General features: G+C 57.0%; 20 protein-coding genes and 2 pseudogenes. 15 read left to right on the forward strand and 7 right to left on the reverse strand.

Annotated features, from left to right (window positions below):
• Positions 1 to 16: 16 nt before the first annotated feature.
• Entirely contained in the window at positions 17 to 1,741 is a 1,725-nt protein-coding gene (locus N8E89_RS07810; protein ID WP_106662360.1) for an ABC transporter substrate-binding protein, read from the forward strand.
• 50 nt (positions 1,742 to 1,791) lie between these two features.
• Here the strand turns inward: N8E89_RS07810 and N8E89_RS07815 are convergent, their stop codons facing one another.
• The 3 genes from N8E89_RS07815 to N8E89_RS07825 form a co-directional block, all read right to left on the reverse strand.
• Positions 1,792 to 2,103: a type II toxin-antitoxin system RelE/ParE family toxin gene (locus tag N8E89_RS07815; protein ID WP_112760457.1), complete on the reverse strand. Its 312-nt coding sequence runs from the start codon at positions 2,101 to 2,103 to the stop codon at positions 1,792 to 1,794.
• Positions 2,100 to 2,366, reverse strand: a complete 267-nt coding sequence (locus N8E89_RS07820; protein WP_106662362.1) for a CopG family ribbon-helix-helix protein — start codon at positions 2,364 to 2,366, stop codon at positions 2,100 to 2,102. The genes N8E89_RS07815 and N8E89_RS07820 overlap by 4 nt, the downstream gene beginning before the upstream one ends.
• Positions 2,367 to 2,445: 79 nt before the next feature.
• The gene (locus N8E89_RS07825; RefSeq protein ID WP_106662363.1) at positions 2,446 to 3,609 is read right to left on the reverse strand and encodes a dihydrodipicolinate synthase family protein; all 1,164 of its coding nucleotides are present in this window, start codon (positions 3,607 to 3,609) and stop codon (positions 2,446 to 2,448) included.
• 241 nt (positions 3,610 to 3,850) lie between these two features.
• Between N8E89_RS07825 and N8E89_RS07830 the strand changes: the two genes are divergently transcribed.
• The 12 genes and pseudogenes from N8E89_RS07830 (at position 3,851) to N8E89_RS07885 (ending at position 18,090) form a co-directional block, all read left to right on the forward strand.
• Complete coding sequence (locus N8E89_RS07830; protein ID WP_106662364.1) at positions 3,851 to 4,888, forward strand: LacI family DNA-binding transcriptional regulator; 1,038 nt, start codon at positions 3,851 to 3,853, stop codon at positions 4,886 to 4,888.
• Entirely contained in the window at positions 4,885 to 5,886 is a 1,002-nt protein-coding gene (locus N8E89_RS07835; RefSeq protein ID WP_106662365.1) for a Gfo/Idh/MocA family protein, read from the forward strand. The genes N8E89_RS07830 and N8E89_RS07835 overlap by 4 nt, the downstream gene beginning before the upstream one ends.
• 17 nt (positions 5,887 to 5,903) lie before the next feature.
• Complete coding sequence (locus tag N8E89_RS07840) at positions 5,904 to 7,505, forward strand: acyl CoA:acetate/3-ketoacid CoA transferase (RefSeq protein WP_106662366.1); 1,602 nt, start codon at positions 5,904 to 5,906, stop codon at positions 7,503 to 7,505.
• Positions 7,498 to 8,277, forward strand: coding sequence for an enoyl-CoA hydratase/isomerase family protein (locus tag N8E89_RS07845; RefSeq protein ID WP_106662367.1), 780 nt, complete (start codon positions 7,498 to 7,500; stop codon positions 8,275 to 8,277). Before N8E89_RS07840 ends, N8E89_RS07845 begins: the two co-directional genes overlap by 8 nt.
• On the forward strand, positions 8,277 to 9,785 hold the full coding sequence (locus N8E89_RS07850; RefSeq protein WP_106662368.1) for an aldehyde dehydrogenase family protein: 1,509 nt from the start codon (positions 8,277 to 8,279) through the stop codon (positions 9,783 to 9,785). The genes N8E89_RS07845 and N8E89_RS07850 overlap by 1 nt, the downstream gene beginning before the upstream one ends.
• A 106-nt stretch (positions 9,786 to 9,891) precedes the next feature.
• Positions 9,892 to 11,139, forward strand: coding sequence for an ABC transporter substrate-binding protein (locus N8E89_RS07855; protein ID WP_106662369.1), 1,248 nt, complete (start codon positions 9,892 to 9,894; stop codon positions 11,137 to 11,139).
• Positions 11,140 to 11,237: 98 nt separating this feature from the next.
• Positions 11,238 to 12,116, forward strand: a complete 879-nt coding sequence (locus N8E89_RS07860) for a carbohydrate ABC transporter permease (RefSeq protein WP_106662370.1) — start codon at positions 11,238 to 11,240, stop codon at positions 12,114 to 12,116.
• Positions 12,113 to 12,995 (forward strand): annotated as a pseudogene (locus N8E89_RS07865) (carbohydrate ABC transporter permease). Before N8E89_RS07860 ends, N8E89_RS07865 begins: the two are co-directional and overlap by 4 nt.
• Before the next feature lie 4 nt (positions 12,996 to 12,999).
• On the forward strand, positions 13,000 to 14,118 hold the full coding sequence (locus N8E89_RS07870; protein WP_106662372.1) for an ABC transporter ATP-binding protein: 1,119 nt from the start codon (positions 13,000 to 13,002) through the stop codon (positions 14,116 to 14,118).
• A gap of 27 nt (positions 14,119 to 14,145) precedes the next feature.
• Positions 14,146 to 15,672: a GMC oxidoreductase gene (locus N8E89_RS07875; RefSeq protein ID WP_106662631.1), complete on the forward strand. Its 1,527-nt coding sequence runs from the start codon at positions 14,146 to 14,148 to the stop codon at positions 15,670 to 15,672.
• Entirely contained in the window at positions 15,669 to 16,433 is a 765-nt protein-coding gene (locus N8E89_RS07880) for a 3-ketoacyl-ACP reductase (RefSeq protein WP_106662373.1), read from the forward strand. The genes N8E89_RS07875 and N8E89_RS07880 overlap by 4 nt, the downstream gene beginning before the upstream one ends.
• A gap of 1 nt (position 16,434) precedes the next feature.
• Positions 16,435 to 18,090 (forward strand): GMC family oxidoreductase, encoded by a 1,656-nt coding sequence (locus N8E89_RS07885; protein WP_262261666.1) that lies wholly within the window; start codon positions 16,435 to 16,437, stop codon positions 18,088 to 18,090.
• A 40-nt stretch (positions 18,091 to 18,130) separates the two neighbouring features.
• Here the strand turns inward: N8E89_RS07885 and N8E89_RS07890 are convergent, their stop codons facing one another.
• On the reverse strand, positions 18,131 to 18,385 hold the full coding sequence (locus tag N8E89_RS07890) for a DUF982 domain-containing protein (RefSeq protein WP_106662375.1): 255 nt from the start codon (positions 18,383 to 18,385) through the stop codon (positions 18,131 to 18,133).
• 154 nt (positions 18,386 to 18,539) lie between these two features.
• Positions 18,540 to 19,756 (reverse strand): annotated as a pseudogene (locus N8E89_RS07895) (MFS transporter).
• Between the two features lie 468 nt (positions 19,757 to 20,224).
• Between N8E89_RS07895 and N8E89_RS07900 the strand changes: the two are divergent.
• A complete protein-coding gene (locus tag N8E89_RS07900; RefSeq protein ID WP_106662632.1) occupies positions 20,225 to 20,608 on the forward strand; it encodes a DUF4864 domain-containing protein in 384 nt (127 codons plus the stop codon).
• On the opposite strand, the gene N8E89_RS07905 is transcribed toward N8E89_RS07900, so the two are convergent.
• Positions 20,562 to 21,233: a transglutaminase-like cysteine peptidase gene (locus N8E89_RS07905; RefSeq protein WP_106662376.1), complete on the reverse strand. Its 672-nt coding sequence runs from the start codon at positions 21,231 to 21,233 to the stop codon at positions 20,562 to 20,564. The genes N8E89_RS07900 and N8E89_RS07905 overlap by 47 nt on opposite strands.
• A 381-nt stretch (positions 21,234 to 21,614) precedes the next feature.
• Positions 21,615 to 21,851 (reverse strand): hypothetical protein, encoded by a 237-nt coding sequence (locus N8E89_RS07910; RefSeq protein WP_162739726.1) that lies wholly within the window; start codon positions 21,849 to 21,851, stop codon positions 21,615 to 21,617.
• Positions 21,852 to 21,929: 78 nt separating this feature from the next.
• On the opposite strand from N8E89_RS07910, the gene N8E89_RS07915 reads away from it, so the two are divergent.
• On the forward strand, positions 21,930 to 22,688 hold the full coding sequence (locus N8E89_RS07915) for a hypothetical protein (protein WP_262261667.1): 759 nt from the start codon (positions 21,930 to 21,932) through the stop codon (positions 22,686 to 22,688).
• Positions 22,689 to 22,943: the final 255 nt, after the last annotated feature.

Here is a 22,943-nt window from a genome sequence, read left to right on the forward strand (position 1 = left end):
CTCTGGGAGGACTAAAATGCGAACGCGAATATTGACGACAACGACAGCTCTCGTACTGCTCTTCGGTGCAGGCAGTGCCTATGCCGGCATGGACGAGGCCAAGGCATTCCTCGACAAGGAAATCGGCGACATGTCGGCGCTCGATCGGGCGGCGCAAGAAAAGGAAATGCAGTGGTTCGTGGATGCGGCAAAGCCTTTTGCCGGCCTGGACATCAAGGTGGTCTCGGAAACCATCACCACGCATGAATACGAGTCGAAGACCCTCGCCAAGGCGTTCACCGATATCACCGGTATCAAGATCACACACGATCTGATCGGCGAAGGTGACGTCGTGGAAAAGCTGCAGACACAGATGCAGTCGGGTGAAAACGTCTATGACGCCTACATCAACGACTCGGACCTGATCGGCACCCACTGGCGCTATCAGCAGGCGCGCAGCCTGACCGACTGGATGGCGAATGAAGGCAAGGATGTCACCAACCCGGATCTCGACATCGACGACTTCATCGGCAAATCCTTCACCACCGCGCCGGACGGCAAGCTTTATCAGTTGCCCGACCAGCAGTTCGCGAACCTCTACTGGTTCCGCTACGACTGGTTCAACGACGAGAAGAACAAAGCAGACTTCAAGGCGAAGTATGGCTACGACCTCGGCGTGCCGGTCAACTGGTCGGCCTATGAGGATATTGCCGAGTTCTTCACCGGCCGCGAGGTGGACGGCAAGAAGGTCTACGGCCATATGGATTATGGCAAGAAGGATCCGTCGCTGGGCTGGCGCTTCACCGATGCCTGGCTCTCCATGGCCGGCAATGGCGACAAGGGCATTCCGAACGGCAAGCCGGTCGACGAATGGGGCATCAAGGTCGACGAGAATTCGCGTCCGGTCGGCTCCTGCGTTGCGCGCGGCGGTGACACCAACGGTCCGGCTGCGGTCTATTCCATCCAGAAATACCTGGATTGGATGAAGGCCTATGCTCCTGCGGCGGCTCAGGGCATGACCTTCTCCGAATCGGGCCCGGTACCGTCGCAGGGCGAAATCGCCCAGCAGATGTTCACCTATACGGCGTTCACCGCCGACTTCGTCAAGCCAGGCTTGCCGGTGGTCAACGAGGACGGCACGCCAAAGTGGCGTTTCGCCCCGTCTCCGCATGGCGTGTACTGGAAGGACGGCATGAAGCTTGGCTATCAGGACGCCGGTTCCTGGACGTTGCTGAAATCCACCCCGGATGATCGCGCCAAGGCCGCATGGCTCTATGCGCAGTTTGTGACATCCAAGACCGTCGATGTGAAGAAGAGCCATGTCGGCCTGACCTTCATCCGCCAGTCGACGCTCGACCATAAGTCCTTTACCGACCGCGCGCCAAAACTTGGGGGCCTGATCGAGTTCTATCGCTCGCCGGCTCGCTTGCAATGGTCGCCGACCGGAACCAATGTTCCGGACTATCCGAAGCTGGCTCAGCTTTGGTGGCAGGCGATCGGTGATGCGTCCTCGGGTGCCAAGACTGCACAAGAGGCCATGGACTCGCTGTGCGAGGAACAGGAAAAGGTGCTTGGACGCCTCGAGAAGTCGGGCGTTCAGGGCGACATCGGCCCGAAATTGGCCGAAGAGCATGATCTTGCTTACTGGAATGCCGAAGCTGTGAAGGCAGGCAATCTGGCACCGCAGCTCAAGGTCGAGAACGAAAAGGAAAAGCCGCAGACCATCAATTATGATGAGCTGGTCAAGAGCTGGGTAAAGTAAGCTTCAAACAGTTGGAGCGGGGAAGGGGTGGCGCTTGGGCGCCGCCCCTTTTATTTGGATGGCCATTCGTCAACAGGCCAATCTCGTGCCGTATGAATGATGCGCACGATGGATACTGTTTCTCGCCCATGGATAAGGTTGATCGAATAATCGATAATGTAAGGCAGGCGCGGCACCGATTTTTCATACGTTCCGGCTACTCGTCCATGGCGGCCTGTCGCAAAACTGCCAAGATCGTTGCCGGCGTCTCGAATTCGGTCTGCTATTCGCCTTGCTGCTTCTGGATTATCGGCAGCAATATATGAGACCTGTTGTTTGAGGTCATCCAGTGCTGGACGGAACCATCCGACAGGCCGCGTCAAGCCTTGCGTCTTTCGACAGCGTCAATCACGGCATAAATTTCTGCCATGGCATCTTCATGCGACATGAAACTGTCGGTGTCTCCTGCGGTGATGGCGTCAAGGCCACGCTGAATACCCTCTACGATCTCGAGTTCATGGTCGACATAGGCAGAAACCGCTTCCGCAGCGAGAAAGGATTTGCTGCGTCGCGTGTCCTTTGCCAATCGGCCCAGCTTGTCTTTCATCTCAGAACTGATGCGTATAGTCAGAGTTGTATCAGTCATGGTTACAGCCTTGTGTTGTTTTGTACACAATCTAACACAGAAGTGCTTGTCGCCAATCGAATGAGGTACGTGTGCGAACTTAAAGCCCGTAGACCTGCAAAAGGTTCATCATGCGACTCACGGCCAGCTCAGGCTTGTCGAGAACATTGGCCTGATCAGCCAGCCGGAAAATATCCGCATAGTGGACGATCCCGCGTGCCGATTGCATGCCTGCTGGCATGGTGAAATGGCTTTGGTGGCCGTTGAGCCAGGCGAGGAACACGACGCCTGCCTTGTAATATTGGGTCGGAGCCTCGAAGATCTTGCGGGACAACGGAACCGTCGGCTCGATCACCGCGCGAAAAGCTTGAGTCTCGCCTTTGGCGAGGAGACTCAACGCCTTCGACGCCGAAGGTGCCACCGCGTCGAAGATACCGAGCAGCGCATGGCTGTAGCGTGTGCCGTCGCCTTCGATCAATTCGGCATAGTTGAAATCGTCGCCGGTGAAGCACAGCACACCCTCGGGCAGCCGCTTGCGCAACTCGACTTCCTTCCGGTTGTCGAGCAGCGAAATCTTGATACCTTCGACCTTGTCCCTGTTGTCGTTGATGATGGCGAGAACTGTTTCCAGAGCCGTGTCGAAGGAATGCGAACCCCAGTAGCCGGCTAACTGGGGGTCGAACATGTCGCCGAGCCAATGCAGAACGGCCTTCTCCCGGGTCTGGCTCAGGAGCTCGCCATAGACGGTGCGATAGTCGTCACCGGAACGTGCGACCCGCGCCAGTGCGCGGCTTGCCATCATTACCGCCCGTCCGCCCTCGGCCTCGACGAAACCGATCTGCGTCTCATAGGCGTCAATGACGTCTTGAAGATGCTTGGTGTCGTTCGGTGCCAGCTGGTCAGTGCCTGCACCGCAGGCGAGATCTGCGCCCGCAACGGAGCGCGACTCTGCGAGCGAGCGGCGGATCAGCTCGCGCGCTCCAGCCCAGTCCAAACCCATGCCGCGTTGCGCCGTATCCATGGCCTCGGCGATCTTGAATCCGAGCGACCAGAGGTGATGGCGGAAGGCCATCGTCGCATCCCAATCTATAGCCGGAGCGCCCCATGGCTGGACATCGCGCAAGGGATCGGAAACCACATGGGCGGCTGCATAGGCGATGCGGTTGAAGACAGGCATCGTGGCCGGTGTACCAATCGGTTCGCCTGTCAGACGATAATCGGAGGTTGTCCCGTCTGCGTTGGGCAACTTTAGGGTAAGGGTCATAGCTATCGCTCCCGATCAAACACGCAACTTCTATTTTGGAACGTTCCAAAAAACAAGAGATAAAACGAAAAATCACTAGATTCGCTCAAAATGCCCGCAAATTAGTCTGCAAAACACTGAATCTGTCCCAAGAAAATCAACCAGGACGGGTGTAATTGGCGCAAAAAATTGTGGTGTAAGAAAATGCTTGACTAATTTGGAACGTTCCAATTAAAGTTGCCGCAACTTGGGAGATACGCCTTTGAACCGGACCCGGACCAGCATTGTGGACATAGCGCGCGCCGCCGGCGTGTCGAAATCCACCGTGTCCCTGGTTCTCCAAGGCAGCCCGCTCGTCAATGACAAGACCCGCGAGAAGGTCAGCGGGCTCATCGATGAGCTTGGCTATGTCTATAATCGCGGCGCCGCAAACTTGCGCCAGGCCAGGTCCAAAATCGTCGGCATCGTCGTCAATGACCTGACCAACAGCTTCTTCGCGGAATTGGCTGTTGGCATGGATCTGGTGGTCCAATCGGCAGGTTATGTGCAGTTTCTCGCCCACAGCGGTGAGAGTGTGGACCGGCAGCGCCAGGTCATTGCATCGATGCGGGAAAATGGCATTGCCGGACTGATCCTGTCGCCGGCGCGGGGCACGGAAGCCAATGATATCAAGTCCTTGGCAGACAGCGGAATCCCGGTTGTGGTTGTTGTCCGAAACCTCCCCGGCGCCAAGGTTTCAACGCTTTTGTCCGACAATTATGCCGGTGCCAAGGCTGCCATCCGGCATCTGATCGGCCTTGGTCATCGCCGCATCGCCTTTATGGGCGGCTTCGTCGACACTGCGGTTTTCTCCGACCGGGTGCGCGGTTATCGCGATGCGCTGGTCGAGGCGGGTATCCCGCTCAACGACAATTTCATCATTCATTCCGCTCCATCGCGCGCCGGCGGTGTCGCAGCGGTCGAGCGCATGATGCTCTTCGCGGAGCGCCCGACTGCAGCCCTCTGCCTCAACGACGCGGTGGCATTCGGCGTTTGCGACGGCCTGCGCTCGAACAATATAGAGCCGGGAAAAGGCTTTGGAATCATAGGCTTCGATGACGTCATCGAAGCCAAGACCGCTGTTCCTGCCCTAACGACCGTTTCAGTTGACCCGCAGGGAATGGGCCAGCGCGCGGCCCAGCTGCTCTTGAAGCAGATCAACGCAGGACAGATCGATCAGGAATCCATCGTGACGTCAGTGCGGCTTGTGGTGCGGCAAAGCTGCGGTGCGCCCGTGAAACAACCGGAGGAAATGGCATGACACGCTGGGGATTGATCGGGGCAAGCACCATTGCGCATGAATGGGTGATCGATGCGATCCGCGCGAACGGCGGCGAGATCGTTTCGGTGATGAGCACGAATGCCGAACGCGGCGCGAAATACGCGACGGATCACGGGATCGCCCGTTCCGTGACGAGTGTCGATGCACTACTGAACGACCAACCCATTGATGCGGTTTACATTTCCACCACCAACGAATTGCACAAAGATCAGGTTCTTGCCGCTGCAAAAGCTGGAAAACATGTGCTATGCGAGAAGCCGCTTGCAACCAGCCTTGCCGATGCGCGCGTCATGGTCGAAGCGTGCCGCGCCGCCAATGTGGTATTTGCAACTAACCATCACCTGCGCAATGCGGCAAGTCACACGGCGATGCGCGATGCGATTGCGGCCGGCAAGATCGGCACTCCGCTTGCTGCCAAGGTTTTCCATGCGGGTTATCTGCCGCCGCATCTGCAGGGCTGGAGGCTCGACCGTCCGGAAGCGGGCGGCGGGGTTATCCTCGACATCACTGTCCACGATACGGATACGCTGCGGTACGTGCTCGGTGATGATCCTGTTGAAGCTATTGCGTCCACTCAAAAAAGCGGGCTTGCCAAGGCCGGGCTTGAGGATGCGGTCATGGGTGTGATGCGGTTCAAGTCGGGGCTCATCGCCCTGTTCCATGATGGCTTCACCACCAAATATTCCGAAACCGGCTTCGAGGTGCACGGCACCGAAGGCTCGCTCGTTGGTCGCAATGTGATGACACAGAGACCGGTTGGTACCGTGACCCTGCGCAATGCCGATGGCGAGACTGAACTCAAGCTCGATCACAAGAACCTCTACGAGACCGGAGTCGCCAGGTTCCACGCCGCGATTGCCGGAAATGGCGTTCCATCGGCGAGCGGCGAGGATGGTGTGTGGTCGCTCGCTGCAGGTATCGCTGTTGCCGAGGCGGCAAAAACCGGAACCGTCCAGCATATCAACCCAGGCCTTTGAAAAATAGAAATACAAGAATGAACAAGCACATAACTCCTGAGGAGGCCGCGAACCTCATCCCCGACGAAGCCATTGTTTCGGTCTCTTCATCGAGTGGTCTCGGTTGTCCGGATCTGATGTTGAAGGCGATTGGGGCGCGTTTCGATGCGACCGGTCATCCCCGCGATCTGACGACCTTGCACCCTATCGCTGCCGGGGACATGAGCGGCATCAAGGGTGTCGATTACATCGCCAAGAAGGGGCTTCTGAAGAAAATCATCGGCGGCTCCTACCCGTCTGGCCCCTCCACCGCCGAGCCGCCATTGATCTGGCAGATGATCGGCAATGATGAGGTCGCGGCCTACAACATCCCGTCCGGCATTCTCTTCGACATGCACCGCGAGGCGGCCGCGAAACGCCCGGGCGTGCTGACCAAGGTCGGGCTCGACACCTTTGTCGATCCGGACCGGCAAGGTTGCGCCATGAACGCTTTGGCGGCCAGGGAGCCGGTTGTTCGCAAGATCGACTTCGAGGGCGAGGAATGGCTGTTCTTCAAGCCCATAATTCCGCAGGTGGCCATCATTCGCGCCACCACGGCCGACGAGCGCGGCAACCTCACATACGAGCACGAGGGCGCCTACCTTGGCGGCTTCGATCAGGCGCTGGCGGTCCGCAACAATGGCGGAATCGTTATCGCGCAAGTGAAACGTATCACCAAGAGTGGTTCGATGAAGCCGCATGACGTGCGTGTTCCGGGCATTCTGGTGGACTATGTCGTCGTCGATCCTGATCAGATGCAGACGACGCAAACCGGCTATGACCCAGCGATCTCCGGTGAAATTTTCCATCCGTTGGAAGATTTTGCCCTGCCGGATTTCAATATCCAGAAAGTCATCGCCCGCCGTGTCGCCATGGAGCTTGAGGCGGGAAGCGCCGTCAATCTCGGTTTCGGCATCTCTGCCAATGTGCCGCGCATTCTTCTCGAAGAGGGACTGCATGGCGCGGTCACCTGGGTGATCGAGCAGGGTCCTGTCGGTGGCGTTCCGTTGCTCGACTTTGCCTTTGGCTGCGCTTCCAATGCCGAAGCCTTTGTACCGTCCCCGCACCAGTTCACCTATTTCCAGGGCGCAGGTTTCGATGCCTCACTTCTGTCCTTCCTTGAAATCGATCAAACCGGCTCGGTCAACGTGTCGAAGCTGAGCTTCCGTCCGCATGTCACTGCGGGTGCCGGCGGCTTTGTCGATATCACGGCCAGGGCACGCAAGATCGTCTTCTCGGGTATGTTCAATGCCGGCGCGAAAGTGCAGGTGGAGGACGGCAAGCTCGTGATCGAGAAGGAAGGCAAGCTGAAGAAGCTGGTCAGGGAGGTCGAGCACGTCACCTTCTCAGGCCGCCGTGCCGTCGAGCAGGGTCAGGACATCACCTATGTTACCGAGCGCTGCGTCATGGTTCTGCGCCCCGAGGGTCTTGTACTGACTGAAATTGCGCCGGGCATTGATTTGCAAACGCATATTCTCGACCAGTCGGAATTCCCGCTGGTCGTTGCCCGCGATCTTAAACTGATGGAGATTCAACTGTTTGGGCCGCAGCCATTCGGTTTGAAACTACCGCAGAAACCGCAAAGGACACTCAATGGCTGATCGGCGTATCGAAGTAACCTTCGCCGGCCCTATCGCCACGATCACGGTGTCGCGGCCGGAAAAACTCAACGCTTTCGACCTCGACATGCTGAAGGAATTAAGCGCTGCCTGCGATGCTGTCGAAGCCAACGCGGAGATACGGGTTGCGATCCTGACCGGTGCGGGCAAGGCTTTTTCTGCGGGCGGCGACATCAAGGCCTGGGCGGCGATGACGCCGAACGAATTCGGTCATGCCTGGGTGCGCTTCGGCCATCGCGTTTTTGAGCGTTTGGCTACACTGAGAGTCCCCCTCATCGCAGCGCTCAATGGCCATGCGCTGGGCGGCGGGCTGGAACTGGCCGCGGCCGCCGATATCCGCATCGCCGAAACCCAGATCAGGCTAGGCCTGCCGGAAACCGGGCTTGGCATGGTGCCTGGCTGGTCCGGAACGCAACGTCTTGTCCGCCGGTTTGGCGCACAGGTTGTCCGCCGCATGGCATTGGGCGGCGAGATCTTCAGTGCGAACGAGGGGCAAGCCGTCGGTCTGGTGGACCATGTCGTCGAGACGGGTGCCGCCGTTGCCACGGCGCAGGCCTACGCAGAGCGGATCGCCAAGCGTGGCCCGGCAGCCGTCGAAGTGGCAAAACTGATGATCGCCTCGGCCAATGGCGAAGATAATGGGACGGCGGTCGAGGCTTTGGGCTCGATCCTCGTCGCAAAAACAGCGGACCTGAAGGAAGGTGTTTCGGCCTTTGCCGAAAAGCGCGAGCCCGTGTTCAAGGGAGAATGGTAATGACAGTTCTGGTACGTCCACAAGCGCTCGATAATTTCAATGTGCGTGAATTCCAGATGCTGATCGGCGGTAAATGGGCCGACGGCGCTGAAGGTGGCGTGATCGAGCGCAAGAGCCCCGGACATGGCGTCGTGGTTTCGCGTTATCAGGCAGGAACGAAGGTCGATGCCGAGCGGGCAATCGCCGCTGCGCGCAATGCTTTCGACAACGGTCCATGGTCGCACATGACCGGTGCCGAAAGATCAAACATCATTTTGAAGGCAGCAGATCTAATCGCGGCCCGCTCCGATGAGCTCGCCTATCTCGACTGTATCGAATCCGGAAAGCCGATTTCGCAGGCGAAAGCCGAACTTGGCGGTGCCGTCGATATCTGGCGGTATGCCGCAGCTCTCGGGCGCGACCTGCACGGCGAAAGCTACAACACCCTGGGCGATGGAACGCTGGGCGTCGTGCTGCGTGAGGCAATCGGTGTTGTCTCGATTATCACGCCGTGGAATTTCCCGTTTCTCATTGTAAGTCAAAAGTTACCATTTGCGCTTGCTGCCGGTTGTACCACTGTCGTCAAGCCATCAGAACTCACGTCCGGGTCTACGCTGTTGCTCGGTGAAATTCTAATCGAAGCCGGTGTTCCGCCTGGTGTAGTCAATATTGTCGTTGGAACGGGCGCCGAGGTCGGTGCACCAATGACGACACATCCCGATGTCGACATGATATCTTTCACGGGCTCGACGCTGGTCGGCAAGCTTACCATGGCCAATGCAGCCCAGACTTTGAAAAAGGTTTCGCTCGAACTCGGGGGCAAAAACCCACAAATCGTTTTTCCCGATGCGGAGCTGGATGACTTCATCGATGCCGCCGTATTCGGGGCCTATTTCAATGCCGGTGAATGCTGCAATGCGGGGTCCCGCCTGATCGTTCACCGCGATATTGCGGACGACGTGGTTGCGCGTGTTGCGGCGCTCTCCGCCAAAGTGAAGGTTGGCGATCCGCTCGATCCCCAAACCAAGGTTGGTGCAATCATCACGCCTGAACACCTGAAGAAGATCGATACCTATGTGCGTCAGGCTGCATCGGCAGGTGCAAATGTCAGCCATGGTGGCGAACCGCTTGATCTCGGCATGGGGCAATTCATGTCGCCGACGATCCTTTCTTCGATTCAGCCGGAAATGGCTGTGGCGCGTGAAGAAGTATTCGGACCGGTGCTGTCTGTGCTAACATTCGAAACCCTGGAAGACGCCGTCCGTATCGCCAATTCCATAGATTATGGCTTGTCGGCCGGCGTGTGGAGCCGCGACTTCGACACGTGCCTGACAATCGGCAGACGGGTGCGTGCCGGAACGGTCTGGATGAATACATTCATGGACGGTGCATCAGAGTTGCCGTTCGGCGGATACAAGCAGTCCGGACTTGGCCGCGAGCTCGGCAGGCATGCAGTGGAGGACTATACCGAGACCAAGACGTTGAACATGCACATCGGTAGGAGGAAAGTAGTATGGTCAGGGAATTAAATCGATTGTAATAGCCATTCTGCATACTGTAAGAATGCTCCGGACTTGGGGAAACTTCGGTCGGATTTTGTCAAATTTTTCTCTTTTTTCACGTGGGAGGCATGAAATGAAAAAGTGGATGAATACGGTTGCTGCAGCAGCAATGTTGCTGGGTACCGCAACAATGGCGCACGCAGCCGAAAACGTCGAGGTCCTGCACTGGTGGACGTCCGGCGGTGAAGCAACGGCGCTGGAGGTTCTGAAGAAGGATCTGGAAACCAAGGGTATTACCTGGTCCGACATGCCGGTTTCTGGTGGTGGCGGCACCGAAGCAATGACCGTTTTGCGTGCTCGTGTAACCGCTGGCAACCCGCCAACGGCCGTGCAGATGCTCGGTTTCGACATTCTCGATTGGGCGAAGCAGGGTGCGCTTGGCAATCTGGACGATATTGCAGCGAAGGAAAAGTGGGATGACGTCATCCCGACAGCCTTGCAGGGTTTCTCCAAATATGATGGTCACTGGATCGCAGCGCCGGTCAATGTTCACTCGACCAACTGGATCTGGATCAACAAGGCTGCTCTCGACAAGGCTGGCGGTAAGGAGCCTGCGAACTGGGATGAGCTGATCGCCCTTCTCGACAAGTTCAAGGAGCAGGGTATTACGCCGATCGCCCATGGTGGCCAGCCGTGGCAGGATGCAACGATTTTCGACGCCGTCGTTCTGTCCCTCGGCAATGACTTCTACAAGGCGGCTTTCATCGATCTCGATCCCAAGGCTTTGGGTAGCGACAAGATGAAGGAAGCCTTCGACCGCATGACCAAGCTGCGCACTTATGTGGACGACAATTTCTCCGGTCGTGACTGGAATCTTGCCTCCGCAATGGTCATAGAGAACAAGGCTGGTTTGCAGTTCATGGGCGATTGGGCCAAGGGCGAATTCGTCAAGGCCAAGAAGGAGCCGGGCAAGGACTTCGTTTGCATGCGCTTCCCGGGCACTCAGGGCTCCGTCACGTTCAACTCTGACCAGTTCGCCATGTTCAAGGTCAGTGATGCACAACGGGCCCCACAGCTGGTCATGGCATCGGCCATTGAAAGCCCGACTTTCCAGTCGGCGTTCAATGTGGTGAAGGGCTCCGCCCCGGCACGCACGGATGTTCCGGACACCGCCTTCGATGCTTGCGGCAAGAAGGCCATCAAGGACCTTGCCGAGGCCAACAAGGCCGGCACGCTCTATGGATCCATGGCTCATGGCCATGCCAATCCGGCTGCCGTCAAGAACGCGATCTATGACGTGGTTACGCGTGAGTTCAACGGTGAGTTGAGCTCCGACGAAGCGGTGAAGGAACTCGTTTCCGCTGTTGCTGCCGCGCAGTAAGTTTCGCTTTCCTGTCCGGGGTCAAATCGGCCCCGGACAGGTTACCCGCGACACTTCGCGGCAACCATAAGAATTAAAATAGTTGGAGGGGTGAGGCTATGGATACCCGCAGCCGCATACAGGACCTGATACCAAAATTGGTGTTGGGGCCGAGCTTTCTCATCGTTCTGATCTTCGTTTATGGCTTCATCGTCTACACGGGAATCCTGTCCTTCACGGACAGCAAGATGCTGCCTTCCTACGGCTTTGTCGGTCTTGAAAATTACCGCAAGCTCTGGGCCTTGCCGCATTGGTGGCGCGCGATCACGAATCTCGGTATTTTTGCCTCGCTCTATATCATCATTTGTACGGTCATTGGCCTCGGCCTCGCTATCCTGCTCGACCAGAAGATCCGCATCGAAGGGTTTCTGCGTCCGATCTATCTCTATCCTATGGCGCTTTCCTTCATTGTAACCGGCGTGGCCTGGAAATGGTTTCTCGACCCCGGTATCGGATTGGAAAACACCATGCATCAATGGGGTTGGGAGAGTTTCACGTTCAACTGGATCAAGGATCGCAACATGGCGATCTATACGGTGGTGATCGCCGCCGTCTGGCAGTCGTCGGGCTTTGTCATGGCCATGTTTCTTGCGGGGCTCCGCGGGGTCGACAATGAGATCATCAAGGCAGCCCAGATCGACGGCGCCTCGACCGGGATGATCTACCGGCGCATCATCATCCCGCTGATGCGCCCGGTTTTCCTCTCTGCCTTTGTCGTGCTCGCCCATCTTGCTATCAAGGCCTATGACCTTGTGATTGCGCTGACCGGCGGTGGACCGGGCCAGGCAACCGAGTTGCCGGCGACCTTCATGTATTCCTATACGTTTACACGAAATTCCATGGGTATCGGCGCATCCTCGGCGATCATCATGTTGATCATGATCTTCTCGATCATCATTCCATATCTCTATTCTGAAGTCCGGGGAGACAGGAAATGAGTGCCCAGAGCCCAGACAATGCAATTTCCAGCGGCAAGCTCACGCGTGCGCTGATCTATACCGCACTCTTGTTCTTCGCGTTCTACTATCTGTTGCCGCTCTACGTAATGGTGGTCAATTCGCTGAAGACACTCGATGAGATCCGCCAAGGCGGCATGCTTTCTCCACCGCGCGAATGGACGATCGAACCCTGGCTTTCCGCGTGGTCTACGGCACAGATCGGTGTACAGCCGACCGGGCTTAGGCCTTATTTCATCAATTCGATCCTCATGGTGGTCCCGGCTGTTGCCATATCGACCATCGTCGGGGCTCTGAATGGCTATGTCCTGACCAAGTGGCGGTTCCCGGGTTCCAACCTCATGTTCGGCATGCTCTTGCTCGGCTGTTTCATTCCTTTCCAGATCGTGCTTATTCCGATGGCACGCATGCTGGGGTTATTCGGTATGGCGGGCACGATTCAGGGCCTTATCCTGGTCCATGTGATCTATGGCCTCGGATTCACGACGCTATATTTCCGCAACTATTATGAAGCGTTTCCGACGGAGCTTGTCCGTGCGGCGCAAATTGACGGCGCCAGCTTCTTCCAGATATTCCGGCGAGATCCTCTTGCCTTCATCGGGCCCAATCATCGTTGTTTCCGTCATCTGGCAGTTCACCAACATCTGGAACGACTTCCTGTTTGGTGCCTCCTTCTCCGGTTTCAACAGCACGCCGATGACAGTTGCGCTCAATAATCTCGTCAACTCCTCGACGGGCGTGAAGGAATACAACGTGCATTTCGCCGGCGCGATCCTGGCCGCGCTGCCAACTCTCATCGTCTACATCGTTTCCGGACGCTATTTCGTCCGCGGCCTCATGTCCGGCGCCGTGAAGGGATAAATCAATGTCATTTCTCCAGATCAAAGACCTGCACAAATCCTACGGCAATGTGCCGATCCTCAAGGATATCAACATCGAGATCGACGAGGGCGGATTTCTCGTGCTCGTCGGACCTTCCGGTTGCGGCAAATCTACATTGCTCAACACGATTGCCGGACTGGAGCCGATCACCTCCGGCGATATCTCCATCAAGGGCAAATCGATCAGCGGACTGCACCCCTCCAAACGCGACATCGCCATGGTGTTCCAGTCTTATGCGCTCTACCCGAACATGACCGTTGGCGGGAATATTGCTTTCGGCATGGAAATCCGCGGCGTCCCGAAGCCCGAACGCGACAAGGCGATCAAACAGGTGGCGGACATGCTGCAGATCGGCCACCTGCTCGATCGTAAGCCGAGCCAGCTATCGGGCGGCCAGCGTCAGCGCGTCGCCATGGGCCGGGCACTTGTGCGCAACCCGCAAGTGTTCCTGTTCGACGAGCCGCTGTCCAATCTCGACGCCAAGCTGCGCGTCGACATGCGCACGGAAATCAAGCGCCTGCACCAGCGCATGAAGACGACGATCGTTTACGTTACGCACGATCAGATCGAGGCCATGACGCTCGCCAGCAAGATTGCGGTGCTCAAGGATGGGGTGCTGCAGCAGTTCGGCACGCCGGCTGAGATCTATAACAATCCGACCAACCTCTTCGTTGCTGATTTCATGGGCTCGCCCGCCATGAACCTGTTGAAGGCCAAGATCGATGGCGGACCGTCCGACCTGCGGGTCGTACTCGAGCGTCCCGACGCAGTGCCTCTGCACCTGCCGATCAAGAAGACCAATAGCGCGCTTGCCTTATACGCGGGCAAAGACGTGATTTTCGGCATTCGGCCCGAAGCCCTGACTGATCCCGATGGGGCAGACCGCAATGCGGGGTCGCTCGTCGAAGGCGAATGCCTGATCGAAGTGGTTGAGCCGGCGGGTTCCGACACCTTCGCCGTAACCAAGCTGGGCGGCAAGGAAGTGGTTGCCCGTTTACGTGCCGATGCACAAATCGTTGCGGGACAGAAGACCCAACTCGCCTTCAATCTGGACAAGGCCGTATTCTTCGATCCGCAGTCGCAATTGCGCATTGGCGCCTGAAACATAACTCATGAACGGTAGATGCTCATGAGCCAAGAGATACAACCGGCCACAGCAGCAGATATCGTCATCATTGGCTCAGGCATCGGCGGCGCGACGATGGCAGCAGGGCTTGCCGCCTCGGGAGCCGATATTCTCATCCTCGAGGCTGGCGATCATCTGCCTGATCGCCCGGAAAACCGCGATCCCCGGGCAATCTTCCAGCACGGCTTTTTCCGGCCAAAGGAAAACTGGTACGACGAAAACGGCAGTGCCTTCAATCCGGGCAATTATTACAATGTAGGCGGCAATTCAAAATTCTACGGAGCGGTGCTGACACGCTATCGCGCCGAGGATTTTGTGGAGATGCAGCATCTTGAGGGGGTGTCCCCTGCCTGGCCCTTTGCTTATGAGGAACTTGAACCATGGTACGGCAAAGCCGAGACCCTGTTTCAGGTTCGCGGGACGTTGGGCGAAGATCCGACGGAGCCGCACCACTCGACACCGTATAAGTTTTCGGCTGTTCCCGATGAACCGCCGATTGGTGCTTTGCGGACACGGCTGAGCGCCGTCGGTGTCCATCCATCGTCGCTGCCGCTTGGCGTCGATATCGACACGTGGCTTTCGCATGGCAAGACACCCTGGGATGCGCATCCCAATAGTTTTAGTGGCAAAATGGATGCTGAAACGACCGCACTCGCATCAGCGCTGAGGCATGGGAATGTCCGGCTCCAAATCAACTCGCGGGTTACGCGGCTTGAAACCGCGCCCGGTGGCAAGACCATCACAGCGGTGCATTACGAGAAGGACGGCGGAAGCTTTCTCATTAAGCCGAAGCTTGTCATTCTTTCGGCTGGTGCTGTGCAGTCTGCGGTTTTGCTGCTGCGCTCGGCCAATGATTCAAATCCACGCGGTCTTGCCAATCGTTCCGATCAGGTTGGCCGCAACTTCATGAACCACAATTTGTCCGCGGTCATTGGCTTCGATCCCCGCTTCAGGAACGATTCCATCTACCAGAAGACTTTCGGCTTCAACGATTTCTACCTGTCCGATGGAAATGGTGGTGCTCCGCTCGGCAATGTTCAACTGCTCGGACGCATCAGCGGACCGGTCCTTAAATCTGACCTGAAGCTGGTGCCGGAATGGGTGCTTGATCGCTTCTGCGCCCATACCGTGGATTTTCTGGCGATGAGCGAAGACATGCCGAAGCCCGAGAGCCGAGTTCGCGTCGATGGGGACAGGATCATCCTGCAATGGATCCGAAGCAACTGGCCGGCGCATCAAAAGCTGGTCGCACAGATCAAGACCGTATTGCGCGCTGCCGGATTTCCGCTGGTTCTCTCCAAGGCCTTCGATCGCAAGACGCCATCCCATCAATGCGGCACGGTCCGCATGGGTACCGATCCCGCTCAGGCGCCGCTCGATGTCTATTGCCGTGCTTTTGATCACCCTAATCTGTTTGTGGTCGATGCGGCGTTTCTGCCGACGTCCGCGGCCGTCAATCCGGCACTCACTATCGCAGCGCAGGCGTTGCGAGTCGCTGATCATATTGTGTCAAAGGACCTTGCCCAATGAAGCCGGTCGCCCTCGTCACAGGAGCCCGGCGTGGCATCGGGCTTGGTATCGCCAAAGCACTTGCCGCCAAGGGCTTTGATCTGGCGATTACCGACATCGTCCGCGATGGAGCAAGTGATGCGGCTGTTCGGACACTTGAAGCCTTGGGCGCAAAAACGTCGTTCATGCAAGCGGACATTGCCGAAGTGGCAGGTCATGAACACACCATTCAGGCAGTCATGGATGTTCATGGCCGGATTGATTGCCTAGCAAACAATGCCGGTATTGGGTCCAAAGTGCGTGGCGATTTTCTGGATCTTAAGCCAGCTAATTATGACGACATCTTCGCGATCAATTTGCGGGGAACGGTTTTTTTCACGCAGGCGGCGCTAAGAGTAATGTTAAAGCGGAAGCACGAAAAGGCGCCGCGCACGATCATCAATGTCACTTCAGTTTCTGCCGAAATGACCTCGCCGGAACGACTCGACTATTGCATGACCAAGGCAGCTCTGGCGGCCTTCACGCAAGGTCTGGCATTGCGATTGGCCGATCAGGGTATCAGTGTTTTCGATGTACGCCCGGGCATAATTCGCTCCGATATGACTTCGGCGGCTGTTGCGAAATATGACAAGCTGATCGCCGAAGGTCTTGTGCCGATGAAGCGCTGGGGTGAACCTGATGATCTCGGTCGCATCGTGGCTGCACTTGCCAGCGGCGATTTCAATTTTGCCACTGGCTCCGTCATCAATGCGGATGGCGCCCTATCGATAAGCAGGCTGTAGAATGACTTATGACTATATCATTACAGGTGCGGGACCAGCGGGCTGTGTGCTCGCAAACCGCCTGAGCGAGGATCCCAGCGTCACGGTGCTTCTGTTGGAAGCAGGCGGGAGCGACTGGAATCCTCTGTTTCACATGCCCGCTGGCTTTGCCAAGATGACCAAAGGCGCCGCCAGTTGGGGATGGGAAACGGTGCCGCAGAAACACATGAAGAACCGCATTCTCCGCTACACGCAGGCCAAGGTCATCGGTGGCGGCTCGAGCATCAATGCGCAGCTTTATACGCGCGGAAATGCAACCGATTACGATTTGTGGGCGAAGGAAGACGGATGCGCTGGCTGGAGCTACCGTGATGTCCTGCCCTATTTCAAACGCGCCGAGGACAATCAGCGTTTCGCTGACGACTACCACTCCTATGGCGGGCCTCTCGGCGTGTCGATGCCTGCCGCGACACTGCCCATTTGCGATGCCTATATCAGGGCGGGGCAGGAACTTGGAATTCCTTATAACCATGACTTCAACGGCCAGCAGCAGGCAGGTGTTGGCTTTTACCAGCTGACTCAGCGCGATCGCCGTCGGTCTTCGGCGTCGATGGCCTATCTTGCACCGATCAGGGATCGGAAGAATCTGACGGTGCGCATGGGCGCGCAGGTTTCAAAAATAGTGGTGGACGGCAGGCGCGCCACTGGTGTCGAGATCATGCATGGCAATTCGCGCGAGATTATTCGAGCGAACCGCGAAGTTCTGGTGAGTTCCGGCGCAATAGGCTCACCCAAGCTGCTGTTGCAGTCCGGCATAGGTTCTGCCGATCATCTCAGAAGCCTCGGCGTACCTGTTGTGCATGATCTGCCGGGCGTCGGCGAAAACTTGCAGGATCACCTCGATCTGTTCGTCATTTGCGAATGCACAGGCGACCATACCTATGATGGCGTCGCCAAGTTGCATCGGACCTTGTGGGCCGGTCTGCAATATGTGCTGTTCCGGTCGGGTCCTGTGGCATCAAGCCTGTTCGAAACCGGGGGCTTCTGGTATGCCGAACCAGAAGCGCGTTCGCCGGATGTCCAGTTTCATCTGGGGCTCGGCTCCGGCATCGAGGCAGGTGTTGAACGGTTGAAAAATGCCGGCGTAACGCTGAACTCCGCCTATCTGCATCCGCGCTCGCGCGGCACTGTCCGCCTCCGTTCAAATGATCCCGCCGCGGCGCCCCTGATCGATCCGAACTACTGGAGCGATCCGCACGATCGCAAGATGTCGATAGAAGGTTTGAAAATTGCACGGGAGATCATGGGCCAGGCGGCCCTGAAGCCTTTTGTGATGGCCGAGCGGCTACCCGGACCAAAGTATAATTCCGATGAGGAACTGTTCGACTATGGCTGCGCCAATGCCAAGACTGACCACCATCCGGTGGGAACGTGCAAGATGGGCACGGACGCCATGGCAGTCGTTGACCTTGAATTGAAAGTTCGCGGACTTGAAGGGTTACGCGTATGCGACAGCTCAGTGATGCCCCGCGTGCCATCGTGCAATACAAATGCGCCAACGGTCATGATGGGCGAAAAGGGTGCAGACATAATCCGTCAGGTGGCACCTTTGCCGCCGACGATCTTCAGCCATGAAATGAATGAGAGGCGTCCGCGGGCACGCGCTTATATCCGCTGAACCGAACGAGAGGGCGGCGACCGTCGCCGCCCGATTCCTGTTAATGCAATCTTGTGTCGAGAAAGACGCCTGCTTCACGCGCGGCGCTAATAAAGGCATGCCGCGCCTTGTGCGCGGGTTTCCAGCCGTCAAGTGCATCGAGACAAGTCTGCAAGGCTCGCCTGTAGCTTGGGCCCTTCTTTGAAGGCCAGTACGTTCGCAGGCATTCTATCGCTTCCCACACACTGGAGACCGCTCGTTGGCCGGTAGCTCCAAGAGTAACCATAACCGGAATGGGAAAACGCTTGTCGTTCATTACTTCCTCCATGAATGTCGGACAGTTCAGTTTCGCTCGGTCGCTCCGCTGAGCTGATCACAGTAATGCGTCGGGAGTCAGTCTGGTTCCATGACAATTTGGCGAAATATTCTTGATCATCGCTGTTGCGAATCACCTGCTGTCTTGAAGGTTATCACCGATCCCGCGGACGCACCAACCAGCCATAGGCGGCGCCACAGGCGAGCAGCACGCAGGTGCCCAGAAACACCGCGCGCATACCGAAATGGCCGCCGACAAATCCGCCCGCCAATGGCCCGACAACCTGTCCGATATATTGGGACGACGTTGCATATCCGAGAATGTTGCCAGCGATATTATCCGGAACATTGTGCCGGATCACGGCGGTGATGCAGGGCAGGAGTCCTCCGAGCGAAAGTCCCATCAGGAAACGCAGGACGATCAGCTGCCAGCTTTGTGTTACGAAAGCCTGTGGGATAAGAAGCAAGGCCGAGATCAAGAGCGCGACAATAATGACGTTCCAGTGACCGATCCGGTCTGCCAGCTTGCCGAGGCGCGAAGCAGAAAGGATGCTGCCAAGCGCCGCCGCGGACATGACGATACCGGAAACAAGCGTCACCTTGGTCGCATCGCCAACAATCTGTGCCACGTAGACGGTGATGATTGGTTCGATTGACATATTGGCGAGCATCAGCAGCATACCTGCGAGCAACATGACGATCACAGGACGTTTGTCGGGAATGGATGCCCATCCGCTCGCTTGGCTGCCGGCCTTGGTCTTGGGTGTACGCCGCTCTTCTTTGATGAAAAAGCTGGTTGCCAGAAAAGTGATGAAGATGACGCCTCCAGCCAGCCAGAACGTCTCGCGAATTCCGATCAATGGTGGCAATGCACCGCCGACGAGCGGTCCGACCAGATTGCCGGCCATAATGCCCGAAGACAGTGTTCCAAGCGCCCAGGCTATGCGTGCCTTTGGCGTCTGCGTTGCAACGAGTAGGGTTGAGCCCGATGCATACCCCCCAGCAACCCTGTGAGCAGACGCAAGAAGACCAACTGCCAGACGTCGGTTGCCATGCCGATAAGAGACATAGCGATCGCCATGCCAAGGCTGGCCCGTATCAGCATCAGCTTCCGCCCGTAGACGTCGGCAAGCCGTCCCCAGAGCGGGGCAACAAGCGCTGCTGTGAAAAAAGTGGCACCATAAGCGACGCCTGACCATTGCACGATCGCGGCATGATCCGTGATGCCCAATTGCTCCACATAGAGCGGCAGGAAGGGTAGAATGAGTGTCATCGCCACAATAGTAGTGAACGAACCAAGCAGGCAGACAATCAGGTTTTGTCGCCAGTAGGGCGATTGCGCCGAATTATCGGGTTGGTAAGCTGCGCTCATGTTCGTCCCGCCCGCCGGCTCTCGCCGCGCTGTGTCATGTTCATGGAAAGCCGGATTTCCGCATCCGCGATGCCGATGCGTCTCTCATTGCAAGGGCGTGGGTAAGGCGATATTTTTTCACCACTCTGCGGCAATAGCAATCTAGAGCAAAGTTTGTCTATAGAGAGTCGTTCCGACGGAGGGAATGGTTCAGGATCAAGGGATTGGCAAGGCCGGTGTCGATCCATCGGACGAAGGTAAGGCCCGCGGGATTTGGGCCAACTTCATCGGGCAATCCGGGAAACAGGATTTGGCATGGAGACGAAATTTGCTTTTGCCTCCGGGGAAAGCGGCAACGAGTCGTAAGGACATTGCCGGCCGTCCCATGACGATGAGTGGGCCGTTGATTGGTGAGCAGAGTTTCCATCACGGCGCGAGGACGACATCATGTTCAAGACTTCCTATGGATTGGCGGCGACCCTCTATTTGATGTTCGCGATCATTGCGCTTGGGCGTGCCGAGGAACCGGTGGACACTGCGCAAATAATCATCAGAAAACAGATCATGGCTTTCCTCAACGACGATGCGGCAGCCGCATACTCTTTTGCCTCACCTGAAATACAGGGCAAGTTTCGCAACGAGGATCTGTTTTTCGAAATGGTCAAGCGAACCTATCAGCCCGTTTACCGGCCCGGAAATTTTGCCTTTGGCCGCAACAAGGTGGTCGGTGATCAGGTGATCCAGGAAGTGTTGATTACCGGCCCGGACGGCAAAGACTGGACGGCCATCTATCAATTGGTGAAGCAGCCGGACGGCACATACAGGATCAACGGAGTGCGGATACTTCAATCAGCCCCTGGTCCGGCAATCTGACGCTGGCGGTTCGCTGGGCGGCATTCTTCAGCTTGGCGGTATTATTGACCGGAATAGCCTTACCGATACGGTCCCAACCCGCGGAATTCTGTGACTGCCGTGCATAATAGCGATACGAGGTGCTCGACCAGTCTTTCACAGAATTGCTGCGGCTGTCGAGAATGAGGTCGCCGGCAGATGTGCGGGCGGTCAGCACGACGTGCCCTTCATTGCTGAACGGCAACCGCGCCACCGTGAGGAGAAGCGACGCCGCCGGCCAGCCGCGCTTCATGAGTTCGCGCTTTTTCAGAATGGCAAAATCTTCACAGTCGCCAGTTTTTGTGGGGATCGTCCAGAGGTCTTCTACGCCGTTGGTCTGCATATCGCTTTGCTGCTTGATGCTCGAATTTACGCTGACATTGACCGATTGCAGCTGCTTGCGCCTGTCTTCCGTCAGTTGAACCACCTTGGCCCCGGAGCGAGTATTGCAAAGGCCAGCCAAGCGTCCGCAGAACGAACGAAAAGCTGGAGGACCGAAACCCTTGCCCTTGAGTTGCATTTCGGTCCCATCTGCAAAGGCTGGAACTGACACCATGGCTGTCACGAACAATGCCGTGAGAGCCAGCAGGGAATATTTGCGCAACATAGGGTGTTCTCCAAAGTCGAGGGGACGAACTGGCGCTTCAACTGGGTAAAATCGTGTCCAGAATCCTGAATTTATGAATCAATCGTTAACATGCTGTTACGGGCATTGAACATTGCGACACCGATGCCGTCGTTTCTGAGTTTTACTTATTTAGGGTTACGAAAGTATCTACTGGAACACACGGCGCCTCATTACCCGGCGCTTACTCTCGAATTAGATAATAGGGTATATCGGCAAATATTGCATCAATCTTTTTATATCAATTCTAAGCAGTATTGTGGCGTAGAAAACAAATAATCTTAAGTTTACATATTACGCAAGCAATAAAGCCATCAATGGCTAAGTGAAAAAATAGAACATTTTCCTGATGTGTGGAGTTGCTTAACAACCATAACATTTGGGGAAATGTAACATGCGTAAAATAACCAACAATAAAAATGGGAGCGGACGCAACGTTTTATTCGCCGTTTTGACGATTTCAACCTTGGGGCTAATATCAACAATCGTCCAAAGCGAGCCGGCATACGCCCAGACCAAGCGCTCGCTGTTTGCCAGTGCCGCCCAATGTAAGAGGCTAACTGAAGAAAATGCTGCACAGTGCTGTTTTGCGTTGAACAAAAGATTCTGTCCTGACGCGCGCACAACTTGAGATGTGTCCGCCGCTGACAACTGCGGCAATCAGTCCGGCGTCGAGCGGTGATCGCGAAGCAGGTAGTGCTCGTTCTGGCCGCAGTGGTGGCCGCTCCAGCAATGGCAACTCAGGCGGCAGCACCGCTGGTGGCAGCACAGGCGGAACTTCCAGTGCTGACAATTCCGGTGGTGCCACGGGCGGCAATGGCGGTGCCCCAGGAGGTGGCGGCAGTCCTGGTGGTGGCAATCCTGGTGGCGGCAGTCCCGGTGGTGGCAATCCTGGTGGCGGCAGTCCCGGTGGTGGCAGTCCTGGTGGTGGTGGCAATCCCGGTGGCGGCAATCCCGGCGGTGGTGATCCAGGTGGCGGCAATCCCGGCGGCGGTGATCCTGGTGGCGGCAATCCCGGCGGCGGTGATCCCGGTGGCGGCAATCCCGGTGGCGGTGATCCTGGTGGCGGCAATCCCGGCGGTGGTGATCCCGGTGGCGGCAATCCCGGCGGTGGTGATCCCGGTGGCGGCAATCCCGGTGGCGGTGATCCAGGGAATTGCGGGCCTGGCGATGGAGGTCCAAAAGGCGGCGGTCACCATGGACACGGTCATGGCAAGGGTGATCATGGCAAAGGTGGCCATGGCAAGGGTGGCCATGGCAAGGGTGGCCACGGTAAGGGTGGTCAAGGCAATAACGGCCATGGGAATGATCCAGACGGAAACGACAGCTCCAACCCCGGTCAGAGTAACAATGGCGATGGAACTGACCATGATGGAAGTCCCGGAAATGGCAAAGGTGGCAAAGGCGGCGGCGACAAGAAATAACATGGTTTTCTGATCACTCGCTCGAAACACAAACAAGAAGAGGCTCCGCCTTCAAGAGGCGGGGCCTTTTTCGCATATCGATTTCCTAACTGTATGAGGAGCCTTTGCTATCGACAGTCAAGGCAAGCACACCACGATGTCGTGATGACGTGAACCGTCCAGGCGCATCGAAGTGAGGTACTTCCTGCGTCTGGAATTGCAGTGGACTTAGTTCATCCGATTGTTTTTGTGAGTGGTAAAGAGGCCCGGCCGGGCTTGGGGGTGGATG

Source organism: Phyllobacterium sp. A18/5-2 (assembly GCF_025452215.1).
In the GTDB taxonomy this organism is placed as follows: domain Bacteria; phylum Pseudomonadota; class Alphaproteobacteria; order Rhizobiales; family Rhizobiaceae; genus Phyllobacterium; species Phyllobacterium sophorae.

Bases quoted from the DNA above. Each gene is read 5' to 3' on its own strand.
- N8E89_RS07810 (WP_106662360.1), top strand. From the start codon at position 17: ATGCGAACGCGAATATTGACGACAACGACAGCTCTCGTACTGCTCTTC.
- N8E89_RS07820 (WP_106662362.1), bottom strand. From the start codon at position 2,366: ATGACTGATACAACTCTGACTATACGCATCAGTTCTGAGATGAAAGAC.
- N8E89_RS07825 (WP_106662363.1), bottom strand. From the start codon at position 3,609: ATGACCCTTACCCTAAAGTTGCCCAACGCAGACGGGACAACCTCCGAT.
- N8E89_RS07835 (WP_106662365.1), top strand. From the start codon at position 4,885: ATGACACGCTGGGGATTGATCGGGGCAAGCACCATTGCGCATGAATGG.
- N8E89_RS07840 (WP_106662366.1), top strand. From the start codon at position 5,904: ATGAACAAGCACATAACTCCTGAGGAGGCCGCGAACCTCATCCCCGAC.
- N8E89_RS07845 (WP_106662367.1), top strand. From the start codon at position 7,498: ATGGCTGATCGGCGTATCGAAGTAACCTTCGCCGGCCCTATCGCCACG.
- N8E89_RS07850 (WP_106662368.1), top strand. From the start codon at position 8,277: ATGACAGTTCTGGTACGTCCACAAGCGCTCGATAATTTCAATGTGCGT.
- N8E89_RS07855 (WP_106662369.1), top strand. From the start codon at position 9,892: ATGAAAAAGTGGATGAATACGGTTGCTGCAGCAGCAATGTTGCTGGGT.
- N8E89_RS07860 (WP_106662370.1), top strand. From the start codon at position 11,238: ATGGATACCCGCAGCCGCATACAGGACCTGATACCAAAATTGGTGTTG.
- N8E89_RS07870 (WP_106662372.1), top strand. From the start codon at position 13,000: ATGTCATTTCTCCAGATCAAAGACCTGCACAAATCCTACGGCAATGTG.
- N8E89_RS07875 (WP_106662631.1), top strand. From the start codon at position 14,146: ATGAGCCAAGAGATACAACCGGCCACAGCAGCAGATATCGTCATCATT.
- N8E89_RS07880 (WP_106662373.1), top strand. From the start codon at position 15,669: ATGAAGCCGGTCGCCCTCGTCACAGGAGCCCGGCGTGGCATCGGGCTT.
- N8E89_RS07885 (WP_262261666.1), top strand. From the start codon at position 16,435: ATGACTTATGACTATATCATTACAGGTGCGGGACCAGCGGGCTGTGTG.
- N8E89_RS07890 (WP_106662375.1), bottom strand. From the start codon at position 18,385: ATGAACGACAAGCGTTTTCCCATTCCGGTTATGGTTACTCTTGGAGCT.
- N8E89_RS07900 (WP_106662632.1), top strand. From the start codon at position 20,225: ATGTTCGCGATCATTGCGCTTGGGCGTGCCGAGGAACCGGTGGACACT.
- N8E89_RS07905 (WP_106662376.1), bottom strand. From the start codon at position 21,233: ATGTTGCGCAAATATTCCCTGCTGGCTCTCACGGCATTGTTCGTGACA.